Origin of the sequence: Paenibacillus sp. IHB B 3415 (assembly GCF_000802655.2) — a bacterium.
Lineage (GTDB): Bacteria > Bacillota > Bacilli > Paenibacillales > Paenibacillaceae > Paenibacillus_AQ > Paenibacillus_AQ phytohabitans.
Genome location: NZ_JUEI01000124.1, coordinates 1 through 16,162, shown reverse-complemented (window position 1 = coordinate 16,162; position 16,162 = coordinate 1). Strand labels below are relative to the sequence as shown.

21 protein-coding genes and 1 pseudogene are annotated in these 16,162 nt (G+C 51.6%); 2 read left to right on the top strand and 20 right to left on the bottom strand.

Annotation, left to right across the window (positions count from 1 at the left end; genetic code table 11):
- The 7 genes from QW71_RS34000 to QW71_RS33970 form a co-directional block, all read right to left on the bottom strand.
- Positions 1-858: CCA tRNA nucleotidyltransferase (locus QW71_RS34000; RefSeq protein ID WP_039309901.1), on the bottom strand; the 858-nt coding region annotated here is incomplete at its 3' end.
- A gap of 10 nt (positions 859-868) precedes the next feature.
- Complete coding sequence (gene bshA, locus QW71_RS33995) at positions 869-2,026, bottom strand: N-acetyl-alpha-D-glucosaminyl L-malate synthase BshA (RefSeq protein ID WP_039309899.1); 1,158 nt, start codon at positions 2,024-2,026, stop codon at positions 869-871.
- Between the two features lie 92 nt (positions 2,027-2,118).
- Positions 2,119-2,823, bottom strand: coding sequence for a bacillithiol biosynthesis deacetylase BshB1 (bshB1, locus tag QW71_RS33990; RefSeq protein ID WP_039309897.1), 705 nt, complete (start codon positions 2,821-2,823; stop codon positions 2,119-2,121).
- Positions 2,823-3,245, bottom strand: coding sequence for a methylglyoxal synthase (mgsA, locus tag QW71_RS33985; protein WP_039309895.1), 423 nt, complete (start codon positions 3,243-3,245; stop codon positions 2,823-2,825). Before mgsA ends, bshB1 begins: the two co-directional genes overlap by 1 nt.
- A gap of 15 nt (positions 3,246-3,260) precedes the next feature.
- Positions 3,261-4,061, bottom strand: coding sequence for a 4-hydroxy-tetrahydrodipicolinate reductase (dapB, locus tag QW71_RS33980; RefSeq protein WP_039309893.1), 801 nt, complete (start codon positions 4,059-4,061; stop codon positions 3,261-3,263).
- 33 nt (positions 4,062-4,094) lie between these two features.
- Positions 4,095-4,616: a tetratricopeptide repeat protein gene (locus tag QW71_RS33975; RefSeq protein WP_039309890.1), complete on the bottom strand. Its 522-nt coding sequence runs from the start codon at positions 4,614-4,616 to the stop codon at positions 4,095-4,097.
- Between the two features lie 59 nt (positions 4,617-4,675).
- Complete coding sequence (locus tag QW71_RS33970; protein WP_039309889.1) at positions 4,676-5,005, bottom strand: nucleotide pyrophosphohydrolase; 330 nt, start codon at positions 5,003-5,005, stop codon at positions 4,676-4,678.
- 167 nt (positions 5,006-5,172) lie between these two features.
- Here QW71_RS33970 and QW71_RS33965 point away from each other — a divergent pair, with 167 nt between their 5' ends.
- On the top strand, positions 5,173-6,045 hold the full coding sequence (locus tag QW71_RS33965; RefSeq protein ID WP_039309886.1) for a YitT family protein: 873 nt from the start codon (positions 5,173-5,175) through the stop codon (positions 6,043-6,045).
- Between the two features lie 368 nt (positions 6,046-6,413).
- Here the strand turns inward: QW71_RS33965 and QW71_RS33960 are convergent, their stop codons facing one another.
- The 13 genes and pseudogenes from QW71_RS33960 to QW71_RS33905 form a co-directional block, all read right to left on the bottom strand.
- Positions 6,414-7,319 (bottom strand): sporulation protein YpjB, encoded by a 906-nt coding sequence (locus QW71_RS33960; RefSeq protein ID WP_052770524.1) that lies wholly within the window; start codon positions 7,317-7,319, stop codon positions 6,414-6,416.
- Positions 7,320-7,374: 55 nt separating this feature from the next.
- Positions 7,375-8,022, bottom strand: coding sequence for a DUF1405 domain-containing protein (locus tag QW71_RS33955; RefSeq protein ID WP_047014127.1), 648 nt, complete (start codon positions 8,020-8,022; stop codon positions 7,375-7,377).
- A 91-nt stretch (positions 8,023-8,113) separates the two neighbouring features.
- Entirely contained in the window at positions 8,114-8,989 is an 876-nt protein-coding gene (locus QW71_RS33950; RefSeq protein WP_039309885.1) for a menaquinol-cytochrome c reductase cytochrome b/c subunit, read from the bottom strand.
- A 98-nt stretch (positions 8,990-9,087) separates the two neighbouring features.
- Entirely contained in the window at positions 9,088-9,759 is a 672-nt protein-coding gene (gene qcrB, locus QW71_RS33945) for a menaquinol-cytochrome c reductase cytochrome b subunit (RefSeq protein WP_020427667.1), read from the bottom strand.
- Positions 9,760-9,764: 5 nt separating this feature from the next.
- Positions 9,765-10,319, bottom strand: coding sequence for a ubiquinol-cytochrome c reductase iron-sulfur subunit (locus QW71_RS33940; RefSeq protein WP_039309880.1), 555 nt, complete (start codon positions 10,317-10,319; stop codon positions 9,765-9,767).
- A gap of 221 nt (positions 10,320-10,540) precedes the next feature.
- A complete protein-coding gene (locus QW71_RS33935; RefSeq protein ID WP_039309879.1) occupies positions 10,541-10,966 on the bottom strand; it encodes a DUF2487 family protein in 426 nt (141 codons plus the stop codon).
- A gap of 80 nt (positions 10,967-11,046) precedes the next feature.
- A complete protein-coding gene (locus tag QW71_RS33930; RefSeq protein ID WP_039309877.1) occupies positions 11,047-11,226 on the bottom strand; it encodes an IDEAL domain-containing protein in 180 nt (59 codons plus the stop codon).
- 18 nt (positions 11,227-11,244) lie between these two features.
- Positions 11,245-11,751 carry a gamma carbonic anhydrase family protein gene (locus QW71_RS33925; protein WP_039309875.1) on the bottom strand — a complete coding sequence of 169 codons (507 nt, stop codon included), beginning with the start codon at positions 11,749-11,751 and terminating at the stop codon, positions 11,245-11,247.
- 11 nt (positions 11,752-11,762) lie between these two features.
- A complete protein-coding gene (locus tag QW71_RS33920; protein ID WP_039309873.1) occupies positions 11,763-12,851 on the bottom strand; it encodes a hypothetical protein in 1,089 nt (362 codons plus the stop codon).
- Between the two features lie 90 nt (positions 12,852-12,941).
- On the bottom strand, positions 12,942-13,529 hold the full coding sequence (locus tag QW71_RS33915; protein ID WP_039309870.1) for a histidine phosphatase family protein: 588 nt from the start codon (positions 13,527-13,529) through the stop codon (positions 12,942-12,944).
- A 157-nt stretch (positions 13,530-13,686) separates the two neighbouring features.
- Positions 13,687-14,130, bottom strand: coding sequence for a hypothetical protein (locus tag QW71_RS33910; protein ID WP_052416585.1), 444 nt, complete (start codon positions 14,128-14,130; stop codon positions 13,687-13,689).
- Positions 14,131-14,181: 51 nt separating this feature from the next.
- Positions 14,182-14,277, bottom strand: a pseudogene (locus tag QW71_RS42325) (anti-sigma factor); the annotation flags it as partial.
- 5 nt (positions 14,278-14,282) lie between these two features.
- Positions 14,283-14,870 carry an RNA polymerase sigma factor gene (locus tag QW71_RS33905; RefSeq protein ID WP_039309865.1) on the bottom strand — a complete coding sequence of 196 codons (588 nt, stop codon included), beginning with the start codon at positions 14,868-14,870 and terminating at the stop codon, positions 14,283-14,285.
- Positions 14,871-15,499: 629 nt separating this feature from the next.
- Here QW71_RS33905 and QW71_RS33900 point away from each other — a divergent pair.
- The gene (locus QW71_RS33900; protein ID WP_039309863.1) at positions 15,500-15,958 is read left to right on the top strand and encodes a GNAT family N-acetyltransferase; all 459 of its coding nucleotides are present in this window, start codon (positions 15,500-15,502) and stop codon (positions 15,956-15,958) included.
- The last annotated feature ends 204 nt before the right edge of the window (positions 15,959-16,162 follow it).

Sequence of the window (16,162 nt, the reverse complement as noted above, 5' to 3'; positions counted from 1 at the left end):
CCCCGGGAACGTCCATGCCCGCAGGAGCTCATCCGCCGCAGCGGCGGACGATCCCAGGGCATGCAGCAGGAGCGCCCACCGCAGGCGGGCGTCCTGCAGGTTCCCCAGACCTGCTGTACGGGCGGCGGCTGCCGCGAGGTCACTGCCGGTCCAGGGGAACGGGGCTTTGCCGCGCGGCAGCAGGCCGCTGCGCAGCAGGAGGGCCAGCCCGCGCTGCGGATGCGGGCCCTCTATGATGCGCTCGACCTCCGCGCGCACCCGCTCCACAGCAATATGCGCCAGCTTATCCCGCTGGCGCATCAGGCCGCGCCAGGTATTCTTGGCGATGGCGAAATCCAGCACGGAGGCGAAGCGCACGCAGCGCAGCATCCGCAGCGCATCCTCGCCGAAGCGTTCCTCCGCCAGGCCCACACAGCGGATACGACGGAGCTGAAGATCCCGCTCACCGCCAAAGGGATCAATCAGCACACCATTAAGCCCGGAGCACATGGCGTTGATCGTGAAATCGCGGCGGCGGAGGTCCTCCTTCACATCGCTCACAAAAAAGACGTGCTCCGGACGGCGGTGATCGGCATAGCCGCTCTCCGTCCGGTACGTCGTAACTTCAAAGCTATAACCATTCTGCAGCACAGTAACCGTGCCATGAGCCAGCCCGGTAGGAACACAGCGCGGAAATAGGGCCATAACCTCCTCCGGCAGTGCAGAGGTGGTCAGATCCATGTCATGCACCGGTCTGCCCAGCAGTTCATCGCGCAGGCAGCCGCCCACGAAATAAGCTTCATGCCCGCCCGCCAGCAGACCGGTGATGACGGTGCCGGCGGCTTCCGCCATGCCGGATGATGCCATTGTCCATTCCATGCCCTGCTCCTTACCCCCGGATATGATCAAGGCCCAGTACCTTGCGTCCAAGCACGCGGTAATATATATCTTCATATTGATTCGTAATCATATCTCTGCTGAAATCATGACAGGCCCGTTCCAGACAGGCGCGTCTGAAGCTTTCTGCCATCGCATCGTTCGATAGCAGTTGAACCGCATAATCAGCCATAGCCTGAGTATCGCCTACCGGCGCGAGGAATCCGGTTTTGCCATGCTGAATCAGCTCTGGAATCCCGCCGGTCTGGGACCCGATGGTCGGAACGCCGCAAGCCATCGCCTCCAGGGCAACGAGCCCGAAGCTCTCCTTCTCCGAAGGGAGCAGCAGCAGATCAGCCAGTGAAATCACCTGGGCAATTTCATCCTGCTTACCCAGAAACCGCACTTTGTCATCCAGGCCCATCTCGCTGATTTTGGCCTGGATCTTCGGCAGATCAGGCCCTTCCCCCACCAGAAGCAGACGTGAAGGCAGATGTTTATTCACCTTCGCGAATATATCCACCACATCACTTACCCTTTTAACCGGACGGAAGTTGCTGATATGCATCAGGATTTTTTCATCCGGAGCAGCGAAGTCGCCGCGCAGGTCCGTTACATCGCGGGGATAATACACCCGTTTGTCCACGAAATTATAGGTCAGATCAATTTCCCGCGTGATATCAAGCGCCTTACGTGTTTCCTTGATGAGATCCTGGGAGACGGCAGTCACCGCATCACTCTCATTAATGCCCAGGCGGATCAGATCCTTTAGGGATTCATCCTGGCCCAGTACCGTAATATCCGTGCCGTGCAGGGTCGTAACCACTTTAATGTCGTTGCCCAGGATCTGCTTGGCCAGAAAAGCACAGACGGCATGCGGCACTGCATAATGCACATGGAACAGATCCAGCTTCTGCATCTTCGCTACCTGAGCCATCTTGGTCGCCAGCGCCAGATCATAAGGCGGGTAACGGAACACATAATAATCGTTAACCTCTACCTCATGATAAAATATATTTTTTTGAAACGTTCCCAGCCGGAACGGGATGCTGTGTGTAATAAAGTGGACCTCGTGGCCCTTCTCGGCCAAAAGCTTGCCCAGTTCAGTTGCCACTACGCCCGAGCCGCCAAGAGACGGATAACAGGTGATGCCTATTTTCAGCCGGTCCATAGCTCCGCCCCTTCATTTTACATAAATCTATTACTTCAAGTAATGATATGAATTTATTATAGTTGTTTTTCAGGCTTTTTCAAATCTGAGCCTTATTTACCGGCAGCACCGAAGTAATCCACCGTATGCGGCACCTTGCCGGCGAACCCTTCTGCATAAGGAATGAGCCTCCGCTGTCCGAGCAGCATATCTCTCGAACGGACGCGATCGATATACCCTTCTGTTAAAGGAGTCTTTACAGCATCCTCACCAGGGAGTATGCCAAATTGCGACCGGTAGCAGGACAACGCCTGCTCTTTGAGCGGATATTGTTCCGTTACATCGACAATCAGATCGGTACGGCCCAGATCGTTAATGAAATAGAAATATAATTGCGGTTCAGGGATAGAAGGCATGTCCGGCATATACTTACGCAGCTTGGCGTTAAATACGGCCTCTTCCACCAGCTTGCTGCAGGCGATATGATCCGGGTGCCTGTCCTCCCAGTAAGGGGCGAACACTATGGAAGGGGCATAGCGGCGGATTTCCGCAGTCACTGCCGCCAGATGGTGCTCTGTCATATAGAGCCCCCGGTCAGGAAGTCCCAGGTTCGTACGCACCGCAGCCCCCAACACGTCTGCAGCCTGCTGCGCCTCAAGTTTACGGAGCTCCACCGTTCCGTTCGAAGACATTTCCGCCTGTGTCAGATCACACATCCCCACTTTGAAGCCGGCAGCACTATGTTTGGCGATGGTTCCCGCCATGCCGATCTCCGCATCATCGGCATGAGCGCCGAATACCAGAATGTCGAGTTTCATTATTCATCCACACCCGGTTTGTATTTATGTACCAGCTCGCGCCAGCCGAAATCTCCGCGGTCGATTGCCTTAACCAGAATTTCCGCTGTCGCAATATTGGTAGCCACCGGGATTCCATATACATCACACAGGCGGAGCAGTGCCGTGATATCCGGTTCATGCGGCTGTGCCATAAGCGGATCACGCAGGAAAATAATCAAATCAAGCTCATCCGTCGCCACCATGGAGCCAATCTGCTGATCTCCGCCCAGCGGGCCGGACATATAGCGGTGAATGACGAGTTTGGTTGCTTCCATAATCCGTTGTCCGGTCGTTCCGGTGGAATATAACTGATGCCCTTCAAATACATGCTCATAGGCGGTTACGAAATTCACCATCTCATCTTTTTTGCGGTCATGTGCGATAAATGCGATTTTTAACATGTTGCTCTCCCCCGTCTATTCTATAAAATGCTCAAATCCGTAAATCAAACCGGTATACCCCATCACCTTCTGGATTCCCATCTTGACTCCAGGCATATACCCGGCACGCTCGTATGAATCATGGCGGATTTTAAGCGACTGTCCAAACCCGCCGAACACCACTTCCTCCTGGGCAAAAACGCCGGGAAGACGTACGCTATGAATCCGGAACCCGTTGTAGTAACCGCCGCGCGATCCCTCAATAATTTCTTCTTCCCCCGGGTGTCCCTGGCGAAGCTCCTGCCGTGCCTCAGAGATCATCTCTGCCGTCTTAATGGCTGTTCCTGATGGCGCATCCAGCTTCTGGTCTCCATGATACTCGATTATCTCCAGGTGCGGGAAATATTTGGCAGCCTGGGCCGCGAATTTCATTAGAAGAATGGCTCCGATGGAGAAGTTCGGTGCAATGAGTCCGCCGATCTCCTGATCCTGGCATTGCTTGTCCAGCTCGGCGATCTGTTCAGGCGTAAATCCGGTAGTCCCGATCACCGGACGAACGCCATATTTGATGGCCAGGGCAGTATTGCTGTAGGCTGATTGCGGAATGGTAAAGTCCACCAGCACATCTGCAGCAGCTCCTGCAAGAGCTGCCTCCAGGTCCGAAGTCACCCGAACACCACTATCCTCAAGGCCAACCATCCGGCCGGCATCGCTGTCGCCCGCAGAGCGGTCGGCGGCTGCCAGCTCCAGTTCATCATCCTGCAGCACCAGCTTCACAACTTCTTTGCCCATTCTTCCTCCGGCTCCGGAGACAATAACCCTGATCTTGTCGCTCAAATTAATTCCTCCCCGCTTTCCCTGGCTCTGATATTATTGTATATATTTTTGCAGCGATTTCTGCAGATCCTTCATCAGCTGATGCAGACCGGTATCATCCGGGTGCAGCGACATCACTTCTTTCAGTACAGCTATCGCCTGCAGATGCTCGTTCATCCGGCTGTGTGCGATAGCCAGCCATACATAAGCATCCCCATATAAGGGGTCCAGCGATACCGCTTCTTTCAGCAAGGTAACCGGATGGTATGGATTCACCGGCACCGCCGCCTCATCCTCCAGCAGCCGTTTCGCTTCCTGCACGAGCTGCAGCGCCTGCAAATGCTGGAGGTGCAGATCATACTCCGGTTTGGAACCATCCAGTTTGCGTGCTGCTACAGCGTGTTCAAGCGCCTTCTCCAGCATTCCGCTGCGGGCATAAGTGATGGAGCAGCGGTACCTTACCTCAGCATCATCCGGACTGGCTGCAATGGCCGCTTCGAACAGAGTGATGGCCTCAGCGAAGTCACTGCGCAGAATAGAGCGGTATGCCGCTTTTACATAGTCGTTATGATTCATATCCTCACCATCCTCACGGCTAAATCCCGTTCGTTTGGTACAGCATATGTAGTATAGGCCTAATCGGTGTTTTTGAGCGTCCAGCGCCCGGCATCGCGGGTATTGAACTTATGCATAACCTTGTTATGGGCTTCAGTAAGGTCTATGCCCAGTGAATTGGCGAAACAAACGGTAATAAAGAGAATGTCGCCCAGCTCCAGCTCGATCGAATTATCGGCTTCATCCGCTTTTTTCGGTTTCTCGCCAAACTGATGGTTTACCTCGCGGGCCAGCTCTCCGACTTCCTCGGACATCCGGGCCAGCATGGACAACGGGCTGAAATAGCCTTCTTTAAATTGTGAGATATACTGATCAACCTCACGCTGAATGTCACTAAGACTTTTATCCATAAATTGTTGTTTCACCCCCCGTATGTTCTTGCCTTCTGTTTGCCCCTATGTTATCGTAAAGACGTTTTGAAGACAAATCTTTTTTGAAAGTCTTCGTGGATTTGCAGCTGTATCCGTGAGAATAACTACCTATAAACTGCCCATTAGAGGCATAGGCGAGGGATTATATGAAATCATCAGTTAAATTCAGCACCATCAGCAAAACCATTGCCCCTATCATGCTGGGAGCTGCAATCTACGCCTTCGGACTTCTGTACTTCATTGTACCCAATCAGCTGATGGAAGGCGGAGTAACCGGGATTACCATCCTGCTCAACTACGCCTTTAGCATACCGATCTTTTTGACCACACTGCTGCTGAATCTGCCGCTCTTCCTGCTTGGCTGGAAGGTGCTGGGGGCGAATCAGATCGTCTACACAGGCGTTGGTATCGGTGCCCTGTCCTTTTTCCTCTGGCTGTTCGAACGAATGATTAATGCAGGCTGGATTGTAACGTTCAGTACGGAGCATGATTTTATTCTTGCTTCATTATATGCCGGGGTAACACTGGGGCTGGGACTGGGGATTGTCTTCCGTTTCGGCGGCACCACCGGCGGGGTAGATATTGTAGCGCGGATTCTCGGACGCAAGTTCGGCTGGAGTATGGGACAGATTATCCTGGCAGTCGATGTGATCATTATTGGCGCTTCCCTGCTCTATATCCCCCGTGAAAAAATATTGTACACTCTAGTCGCCGTCTTTATTGCTTCACGTGTCATTGATTTCATTCAAGAGGGGGCTTATGCCGCCAAAGCGTTCACCATCATCAGTGATGATGCTCCGCAGATTGCCGAGCTGATTACCGCAGAGATGGAACGCGGCGTCACATTGATCCCGGCGATTGGAGCCTATTCCAAACAGGCCAAACACATGGTGTACTGCGTTGTTTCCAGACAGGAAATCCGCCGGCTCAGCCTGCTGGTTAAGTCTGTTGACCCTAAGGCCTTCGTCATTATCAGCGACGTTCATGATGTGCACGGTGAGGGCTTCCGGGAGACCTGATTAGCTGAGGGGAAGCTTTTAACATGAAATCCTGCCCACAGTACAACATTTTCCTCATGATCTTGGATGTAATCCATAATTGTTGTATAAAAGGCAGCAATCCGCTTCCTCCAAGCGGCTTAGCAGTGGAATTCTTGTATTCCATACAACAATCTTTCTGAATACCCCTGTATTTACATATCCAAGTTGTAATACGTACAACAATTTGGTTTATACTGTATAAACTTAAGATACTTAGGTTCAGTCAGCAACATTCTACTTAAAAAGCTCCCTTCATCCGCCTCAGCGGGAAGGGAGCTTTTGTGAGTATTGAGGATTCATACGCCTGAGGGGAAGTCCACCAGCTTCAGCGAATAGTTCCCTCCCGGCTATACAGCCTTCCAATCCCCGTTCTGGCCCCGGTACTTGCGGTAAGCGGCGTAGGCCAGCACCGTAAGGATGAACGCGCCTGCCAGCAGCCCCCAGGCCCCGTACTGCTGCGGGGCGAGCGGCAGTGACAAGGCCGGCTCATCGCGCTCTTTGCCGAACATGACCCGGGCTGCATCCTGCCCGTAAGACACAATCTCCAGCAGCCGGGCCCGTTCCACCGGCTGCGCGGAGGTGGCGATCCCCTGGGCATACGAGATCCAGGAATCGAACGTATTGACAGCCTCCGGCGGCCGGGAGATGATCACCGCAGGCCGGATATTATCGTAACGGCTCTGCAGTCTCGCCAGAGCGGCCTTCCAGCTCTTCAGATCATTAGCAGCAGCGCCTTGCTCCATATTATTCAGATCCTCGCGGACCAGCTTGTAATACTGCAGCCACATGGGCTGTCGGGGGTGATTCAGACTGTTCGCGGCGAGCCGGAGCCTGGCTGCGGCAGCTTCCCGCCGCTGGGGAGAAGCCTCTACAGCAGCCACGGCAGACTTCATGTCCATAATCACTGTAGAGAGCGCATGGATTCCCTCTACCGATGTCAACCCTTCGAAGGAAGAAGAGATAAAAATCTGCGAGATCTCCTCACTCTCCTGCCTAGCCTTGACCACATCGCCTTCAAGCACATAAGCATATAGGGCTTCAGCTGCCTGCTCCAGCCGCTGCGCCCCGCTTCTGCCGGTGAGGGCAGCGGGATCACTGACGGTGAATCCTGTTGCCTCTATGTATGCTTCAGTTCCAGAATTGGCACCAGCCTCTGCTGCTTCCGCTCCGGCCAGAACCCTACCTCCATTCATGCCAGCCAGCAGCCAGCACAACACAATCCCTGACAGTATGAACCTTCTCCTGCGCGGCATGAGACATCCCTCCCACCTTAATGTATGGCGGAAGGACAAGAGTTAGAACAGCCTGTCAGTGCCTCTCAGCAGGTTTGCCCGGAAGTACAGGACGCCTTGTCCTGCCGCCGAATAACCACGCGGCAGCTGTGCTGAACAAGGTAAGACCCATGGTGAAATACTGTACGGCACTGACATCATCATCCAGCACTGATGGCAGCCACGGAAATACGCCTTCAGAATAATCCACCATATCATTCGCGAAAGTCCATAACAGCGCAACGGGCAGCATTCTGCGGAAGGAGAAGAAGCGGGCATAGATCAGTGCTTCAATAGCCATCCCGGTATGGGAAATCATCAGCATCCAGTCTTTCCAGTTGACCGTATCGCCCTGATAACCGCCGGCAACAATCATGCTGACCGCCCAGATACCGTATTTCACCGATGTGACTACGGCCAGCGCCTCGATCAGCTGACGAACCATGGTTCCCGCAAGCCCCTTCGGCGGGTAGAGCAGCAGCAATAATGCAATTGTAAAGAACAGGCTGGCCGTAGGACTGTCCGGAACAAAAGGCAAGAGCCAGACAGGATAATTCTCAGCCGTAAACGCCAGCTGATTGCCATACCACATGTATCCGTAAACCGTACCCAGAAGATTCACTATGAACAACAGCCAGATGATCCTTCTGTCCCTGAATAATCTGTCAAACCAATGAACCGGCATATAGACAACTTCCTCCCGACTGTAGCAGCTTCAATTCAAAAAAAAGCAAAAACCTGACCGCATGCACGATCAGGTTTGCGTTAATTTTATTTTACTGTTCGCTTTTTTGTTTGGCAAGCCAGCCGGCCAGATCATCAATATCCTGCTCGGACAGCCCCGCTCCCATCGCGGTCTCGTACATCGGAGGCATTTGTCCTTTGCCTTCTTTAATAATAGTAAGAATCGCTGCCTTATCATGCTTATCCCCGACCCCGCGCAGGGAAGGCGGCCCTCCGGTACCCTTCATATCTACCGCGTGGCAGGATATACAGCTGGCTTGCTTATAGAGTGCCATAGCCGGATCATCCTTGTCCACAATGGCAATGTCCTTCGTTTGAACGACAGTTGTGGTAGGCAAGCCAGCCGCCCTGTTCTCGGCCGCTTTCTCCTCACGCTGCACATCCTCCGGAATCTGTCCCGTCTCCGCCATTTCGTGCTTGTATTCCGTCCAGGCGGTATTGGTCAAGTACACAATGGCCGCCAGGGACAGGAACATAAGGGAGGAAGCAATCGGTCTGCGGTAGAACCGGCGCTCACGGCCCGTATCCAGAAAAGGGGCCAGGAGCAGTGATCCAAACGCCACACCGGTTACGCCAAGCGTTCCCAGCACGATATAATCTCCCGATGCATAGGGCAGCTTGAGATACTGATAGAGAAACAGAAAGTACCAGTCCGGGATAGGAATTACCGCTGCTGTGGCATTTGCGGGAAATCCGAGCGGAGCCGGCTCCGATATCGTCAGAACCAGAATACCCACCAGCACCACTACGCCAACCATCCATTCCTTAAGCAGAAAGTTAGGTATAAAAGCTTCAGACTTGCCCGGATAGGCCGAATAGTCAGGCGGAGTAATGAACCCGTTGCCCCTGCGGACCCGGGAATCCCCTACGAATACCACCTTCTCTTTGGAGTCGTCTTTATGCGCCATGACCGTTCCTCCTAAAAGTTTTGTGAGTCTCTGCTTCTCGAACCGCTTCGTACAAAACCCGCTTCGGAAGCATACTCTTAAGTTTTGGTGAGCCTCAATTACAATGGGCCGGAAATTCCTTGTCTGCGGATCATAATAAAGTGTCCGACAAGCAGTATAAGCAGGACCGCCGGGAGGAAGAATACATGGAGGGCGAAGAAGCGGGTCAGCGTCTCGGCGCCAACAATCGTACCGCCCTGCATCAGTTCCTTCAGCACCGGCCCCATAACCGGAACAGAGTTCGCGATCTCAAGGGTAACCTTGGTTGCAAAGTACGCCTTGTTATCCCAAGGCAGCAGGTAGCCGGTTAACCCCAGCCCCAGCATAACGAAGAAGATCAGCATCCCGACCACCCAGTTCATCTCGCGCGGAGCCTTATAGGAGCCGGTGAAGAACACACGCATCGTATGAAGGAACATCATGACAATGACCAGACTCGCTCCCCAGTGATGCATCCCCCGGACAATCTGGCCGAAGGCGACTTTGGTCTGAAGGTACTCCACACTGGCATAGGCATTTATGATATCGGGTACATAATACATCGTCAGAAACATGCCTGACAGAATCTGAATGACCGTTATGAAAAAAGTAAGTCCGCCGAAGCAATAGACAAAGGCTGAGAAGTGATGGGCCGGATTGACATGCTCGGGAACCTCGTGGTCGGCAACATCTCTCCAGATCGGCGTAATATCCAGACGTTCGTCAATCCAGTTATAGACATTTTTAAACATTGGATTCACGCCTCCTTCTTAGCTTCAGTATTTGGAACGATGTCGCCCAGATACACCCAGCCGCCGTCAATCTTGGTGGTGTACTGGTCAAGCGGCTTCGGGGCTACTGCCAGATTCTTGCCCAGTTTCGTATAACGCGCTCCGTGGCAAGGACAGTGGTATTCATCCGGAAAAGCCTTATCATTGTTCCAGCCTACCGTACAGCCAAGGTGCTTGCAGACCGGTGAAAGCGCATAAATTTGTCCGCTCTCGTCTTTACGGATCCACGCCGTCAGCATTGCTGTACTGGCATACCATCCGTCCTGCTGCGGCAGTTCAAAGGTGAACTCCTGGGGCACATCGGTAATCTTGGACGTTTCCGCTACCTTGATAAAGTCTCCTTCGCCTTTTTTATGTAATATCGGGTCTACGGCAAAACGAATCATCGGCAGAATGGCTCCGGCTCCCATAAAAGCGGTGGCACCGCCTAGTGTATAAGCCAAAAACTGTCTACGTGATATATCCTTCCGTTGGGGCTGTTCTTGCGGAAGCGGTTCCTGTTCTTCATTAAGGCTGCTCATACTGTGTGTAACCCCCTTTTCAAAATTTGAGAAGGCACCTGCAGAGTCCGTTCAAAGACAATTCTGGTAATTAATTCGTTTTCAATGAAAAAAATCACATGACATATAAGTTCACCCTAATCATAGCTTAGGCTCCAAAACCCGTCAAGAATATTGTCTAAATTGTGACAGGCATTTGTGGCTGATTTCAGAATAATTGTTGATTTTTCGTCACATTTAACTCATTTTCCATTTAACCATAATCTCTGGATTTCATCCCGTATACGGGAGCTCACCGGAGTATCGGAATTCCTCTTCATTTCAGGCTGGCAAAGGAGTAAATCGCTTTCATAAACCTCTTCTGTTAACAGCACTTCATTCGCGGATGACACGATGACATACTGGAAACCAATGGATTTGACTTTTTGGCAAAGGGCATTAAGTAAAGCTATACTTTCTGCTCCTGCATACTGTACCGCCGGATACGTCACTACACGCCCTTGAAAAGGCTTCTCGATTAAATCGAGGAAATCACGCTGACGCTCCAGCGCTGCAACAGTCTCGGGAGGTGTCTCCGTCCCTTGAAGTCCTGTATACGGAATGACACAGGTATCATAGAACTGTCCGTCTGCTTCCCAAGTCTCACGGTCAAAATCACTGAATTTCATCGGCTGGCCCCCTTCTTGCCGCTCATGCAGCATTTAGAACATCATAAATGTAAAAAAAGAAATGCGCCAGGCGCATTTCCTTATGCCAAACTTTTCAGTTCTTCAGTCAGATTCCGGAAAGCCGCCTCATCTCCGGCAGCCAGCGCCGTGTCAATCTTCCGGTACAAGATGTCGGTACGACGCTTTCTTAACGCTTCATCCCAAACCATTTCTGCAGCAAGCCCCAGCATCACTTCATAAGTAGCCTTCATTTTGTCCATTCGATACACCTCCGCTGTTTAAGAGTTTCCGTATTCCAATGCCTTCTTCACATAGCTTTCACTGGTGCGTGCCATCCTCAGCAGATCCTGTTCGGTCAATTCACGGATCACTTTGGCCGGGGTGCCTAAGGAGAGCGTGTACGGCGGAATGATTTTGTTTTCGGTTACAATGGAGCCGGCTCCTATTAAAGCATATTCACCAATCTCTGCTCCGTTCAATACAATTGCTCCCATTCCGATTAATGTGCCTTTGCCTATCCGGCAGCCGTGGATAATCGCGGAATGGCCGACCGATATATCATCACCCAGAATCAGCGGTAATCCCTCAGCCACATGACCCACCGTACCATCTTGAATATTGCAGCGCTCTCCGATTATCACCGGAGCCAAATCTCCTCTAAGCACGGCATTGAACCAGATACTGGATTGTTTCCCCATCCTTACATCGCCAACGAGCTTAGCGCCTTCCGCCACATAGACTGATTCATCAAGCTGCGGTATGTAACTCCCATAAGCTATCCGCATCTCTCTCCCCCTTACTTGAGCAGCAGCTTCGGTACGGCCGCTTCACTTCCCCAAGGCGTCATCATGACCACCGGTCCTTCGGCACCTTCACCGAGTCTGATCATACCCAGATGCAGCATCATCCGCAGAATACGCTGTTCGAGTATGGCGCCGGCGTCATCATAATAGAATGGCTTAATCAGCCAGCCCAGCCCTTCGGATAACGAAGCCACTGTAACCCATCTTCCTGCACTAAGACTGATCCAATAGACTAGCGACGGCAGGTTTGGAATTGCTCCTTTATACAGTCTTAACCAAAAGGAGAATAACTGCATCAGCTTTTCCGATTTCCCTTCCTCCAGGAATTGCTCCCCTGAGGCTGTGAGCTTCAGACGGTAGCCCTCCTCCGAGATCCAGCGGCGGTGGCGGGCATAATCATACAGCAGGGCAAATCTCGGCGGATAATGCTCACAGGCCCTGCCGTAGCCGAATCTCCACCCGCCTTTGCCCAGCAGGGGCTCAGCAATTTGCAAGGCATTCATCACTCCCTGCTGATTGCGTTTATACAGCGCCCCCTCCTGGCCAAGTTCAGGCTCGTTATCCTTCACATAGCGCAGGAAGAGCAGCAGATCGCCCGCCAGCAGATCACCCTCGCCCCGGTACATAGCCGGTTCAGGACTGGGAGTAATCCCTTCCTTCAGGTGCTCCCCCATCCTGTCGCGGAAGCGGTTCTTCAGATCCAGCGGGACCTGAAACAGATACCTGCTCTGCTGCGATGCACCGGTAAAGAGCCAGCCGCCGTTTTTGAACCTGCTGACCATATCGCGGTAGCTGCCGCTTTTACCGGAGGGTGTGTCAAAACATGCCTGCCTTGCGGCAGCAAGAAGATCTTCCAGACTGAAATGGCTGCGCTCATCAAATAGCAAAGTGTTCAGGAACCGTAGTTCCTCCGGGGTACATCCCCGGATATGAGACTCCATAAACTCACGGCTGCCCAAGGTAATGAGAATACTCTGAATCAAATCATGTTTGGAATTCCGTTTGCACTCACATTCATAGCGTCCCGCAATGGCGGTAAGCTGACCAATGTCTGCGTAAGTGAGCATATCCGCCAGATTCATCTTTTATCGCCTCACCGTTTTACTACCATTATGGGAAATATAGCCCTTTTTATTCCTTATTACGCAAAAAAAATAACCCGAAGGGTCGGGTTAACGCTGATTCTGCAAGATATGACGGGTACAGTTGTACAATAACGGATTCCATTCCTGCTCGTTTTTCTCCAAAATCGTCAGGGAGAGGTTGCCGAGCCGTTCCGAATACTTGTCTTTGTATAGCGCGGTATACAGCTGTGCAAGAAACCCTCCATGGGAGATGACCAGTACATTCTGATCCGGATAACGGGCCGAGATATCCTCAAGAAAAGCAAGCCCGCGGACCTGAAGCGCCGCATCGCTCTCCTGCCCCAGTGTTAACTGATTCCAATCCTTGCCCCATTTAGCTTCGCGGGCTGCAGCCGTCATGCCTTCTACCTGGCCATAAGCACGCTCGCGGATACGATGATCAGGTTCCAGTAAAGGAATTCCCAGCTTAGCGGCAACTATCTTTCCTGTCTCAGCTGCGCGGGAAAGACTGCTCGTAATGCAGTAGTCCCAGTGGTAGGGCTCCTGCAGAAGCCGGTCACCCAGCATCTCAGCCTGCCTGCGGCCTTCGTCGTTAAGCGGAATGTCACTTTGTCCCTGAATCTTACCTTCCGCGTTCCAATCCGTCAGCCCGTGGCGTATTAAGCCGATCAGCATTGCCTATCACCTTTCCCTTTCATTTATGTTTGCTTAATAATGTAACACGAATGAAAACAAATGTCTTCTTTTTTAACAAAATTACAGGTCTATTCCTCACTTGAAGCTCATATCCGGATACGAAAAAGCCCTCTTCACTATTTAAGTAAAGGGGCTTTCATTGTCTGCGGTAACGGTTCAGGCGCACCAGCAGGAATATAGACAACCCGACGCCAAGCGTCGACAACACCATCCAGTATTGCGGGTGGGAGGGGCCCATATTGGCTACAAGCGGTTCAATAATACCGCCTTCTGACTCGACCGGATAAGAAGATGACCAATCCAATGTCAGTCCTGCCACACCTGTTTCTACAATCCCGCTCTGGGCCGCAGTAGTATTCGAGGGTGTTTTGAACATGGTGAAATATAAAAAGCTGGAGATAAACACTGCCAGAAAACAGGCAATCCACAGGCTCAGCCTGCGGCGGAAAACAGCCGAGCTGCCCGCAGATTTACCGTCCCCGGGCATAAGCCAGGGACTTTCCAGATAGATCCGCTCCATAACCTTAAGGTTAATCGCTTCTGCGCGTTCATCACTGACTTCAAATCTTGAGTCCTGCATAAGCTCACTTGTCTCCTGCCACAACGCCCATTCGGCACTGCAATAGGAACAAGTCGCGATATGTTTCTCCAGTCTAATCCGTCTGGGATCCGTGGGGGGAGCGTCCCACAAGAGCGGAATGGAATCCTGCGCTTCCCTGCAATTCATTGGCCTTACACCCTCTCAGCCTGCTCATCAAATTCAGGCTCATAGAAATAGGATTCGAGCTGGAGCTTCACACTGCTCCTGGCGCGGAACAATAGTGATTTCACGGAGCTGACACTCTGATCCAGAATCACTGCAATTTCCTGATAATCCATCTGATCGTATTCACGCAGAATGAGCGCAGAACGCTGCTTCTCCGGGAGATTGTTAATCGCTTCACGGACCAGATTCATCCGTTCTTTACGTAATGCCGCCTGTTCCGGGGCAACGTCAAGCGGTGCCACAGGAGTATAACCGCTCTCTTCAAGCGATACATTTCCGGCACGGTTCTTGCGCAGCTCACTTAGCACCGTATTACGGGCAATAGTGTACAGCCAAGTAGAAAAAGAAGCATCCACTTCACGGAACGAATGAAGACTCCGGAAAGCCTTGTAGAAGGTCTCAGAACAGAGGTCTTCGGCAATCAGCTCCATATGGGAATTCTTAAGCATATGATACACGAAAGCCAATATCTTCCGCTGGTAACGTCGCATCAATTCCGAGTATAATTCTGTATCTCCTTGCTTGATAAGCTGGATCAACTGGGAATCCGTCATGGTGAGTTCGGCCCTCCTCGCCCTTGCACGATTAATCCCGTCCGGTCCGTACCTACTTATACCGGTCAGGTAAGAAAAAGTTGCGGCATTGCTACAAATTTGTACGAATAAATGAAATACTTCCTATGTATATTCAACCAGCCGTTAATTAAGGCATACTGTATGTAAATACAGAAAGAAATTCGCATCTTTACAAATTTCTAATACTGTTCAGATAGGCATATGGCTCCCTATACTTGGAAGAAATCTATAAACATACTTAACCCAGTATAGCATACATTCTAACAGGATGACATTAATAGACTTTTAGATTCAGCGGGAAGTCGAATATTGAAAGCGGTATTATTTAAGTTTGATAAAGGGGTTGACAGAATGTAACCGTATACATATAATAAAAGTACAGTATGGTTTCTCTCCACTCCTATCCAAACACTGCACGGTTCCAATACATTGTGAACTGTAACCGCTTATTATGTAAGCGGTCTTTTTTTGTCCATTTTTACGAACAATTGGGTATTCTATAGGCTGATGCCTGCCCATAATACATCCATCTCCTTAAGACAATTTCATATCTGCTTATGTTATAGTCATACTGGCTATAGTAGAATATCAAAAAAGGTGGCTTGGCCTTGGATAAAAGAGAAGCATTATTCTCCCCTTACCTAATCATCCGGAGCGCAGTCCGTGACGACACAGATACGCTCCGCGAAATCTTCCGCTCTGCGTCATTGACCGTTGAGAGTGACCGCAACCTCGCCGCTGCTCACCCTGAATGGCTCGTGTGGGACAACAGCATGCTGCCGTTCACACGAGTCGCTGTGATGGACGGGCGGGTCGTCGGCTTTGCATCGGCATTTCCCGAGGGCGATTTCCTTGAACTCGAGGACTTGTTCACAGATCCTGCCTGCATGCGTCAAGGCGTCGCGGGCGCTCTTATTCAAGACATTGCACAGCGCGGGCTGCGTATAGAAGTAACAGCCAACACGCAAGCGATAAGCTTTTATGAAGCTGCCGGCTTCGTTGCCACGGGCATCATCGACACACCTGGAGGTCCGGCACCGCGGATGCGGCTTAATGTCACGTGTTAGAGCTTGTCATCACTAGAACTTCCATGGCCAATCCCCTTAAAGCCTGTACCGTAAACGGCTACGCCTCCTTTAAAGGACGGTGCGTTTCAGCGAGAAATAGAAGGACTAGTAATCATGCGCAGCAAATAATTTCTTACATGAACAAAATCACCCTACGGGTGAATAACGTTCTAGCCAGCGGTTATTTGTCCGCTGGCTCTTCTT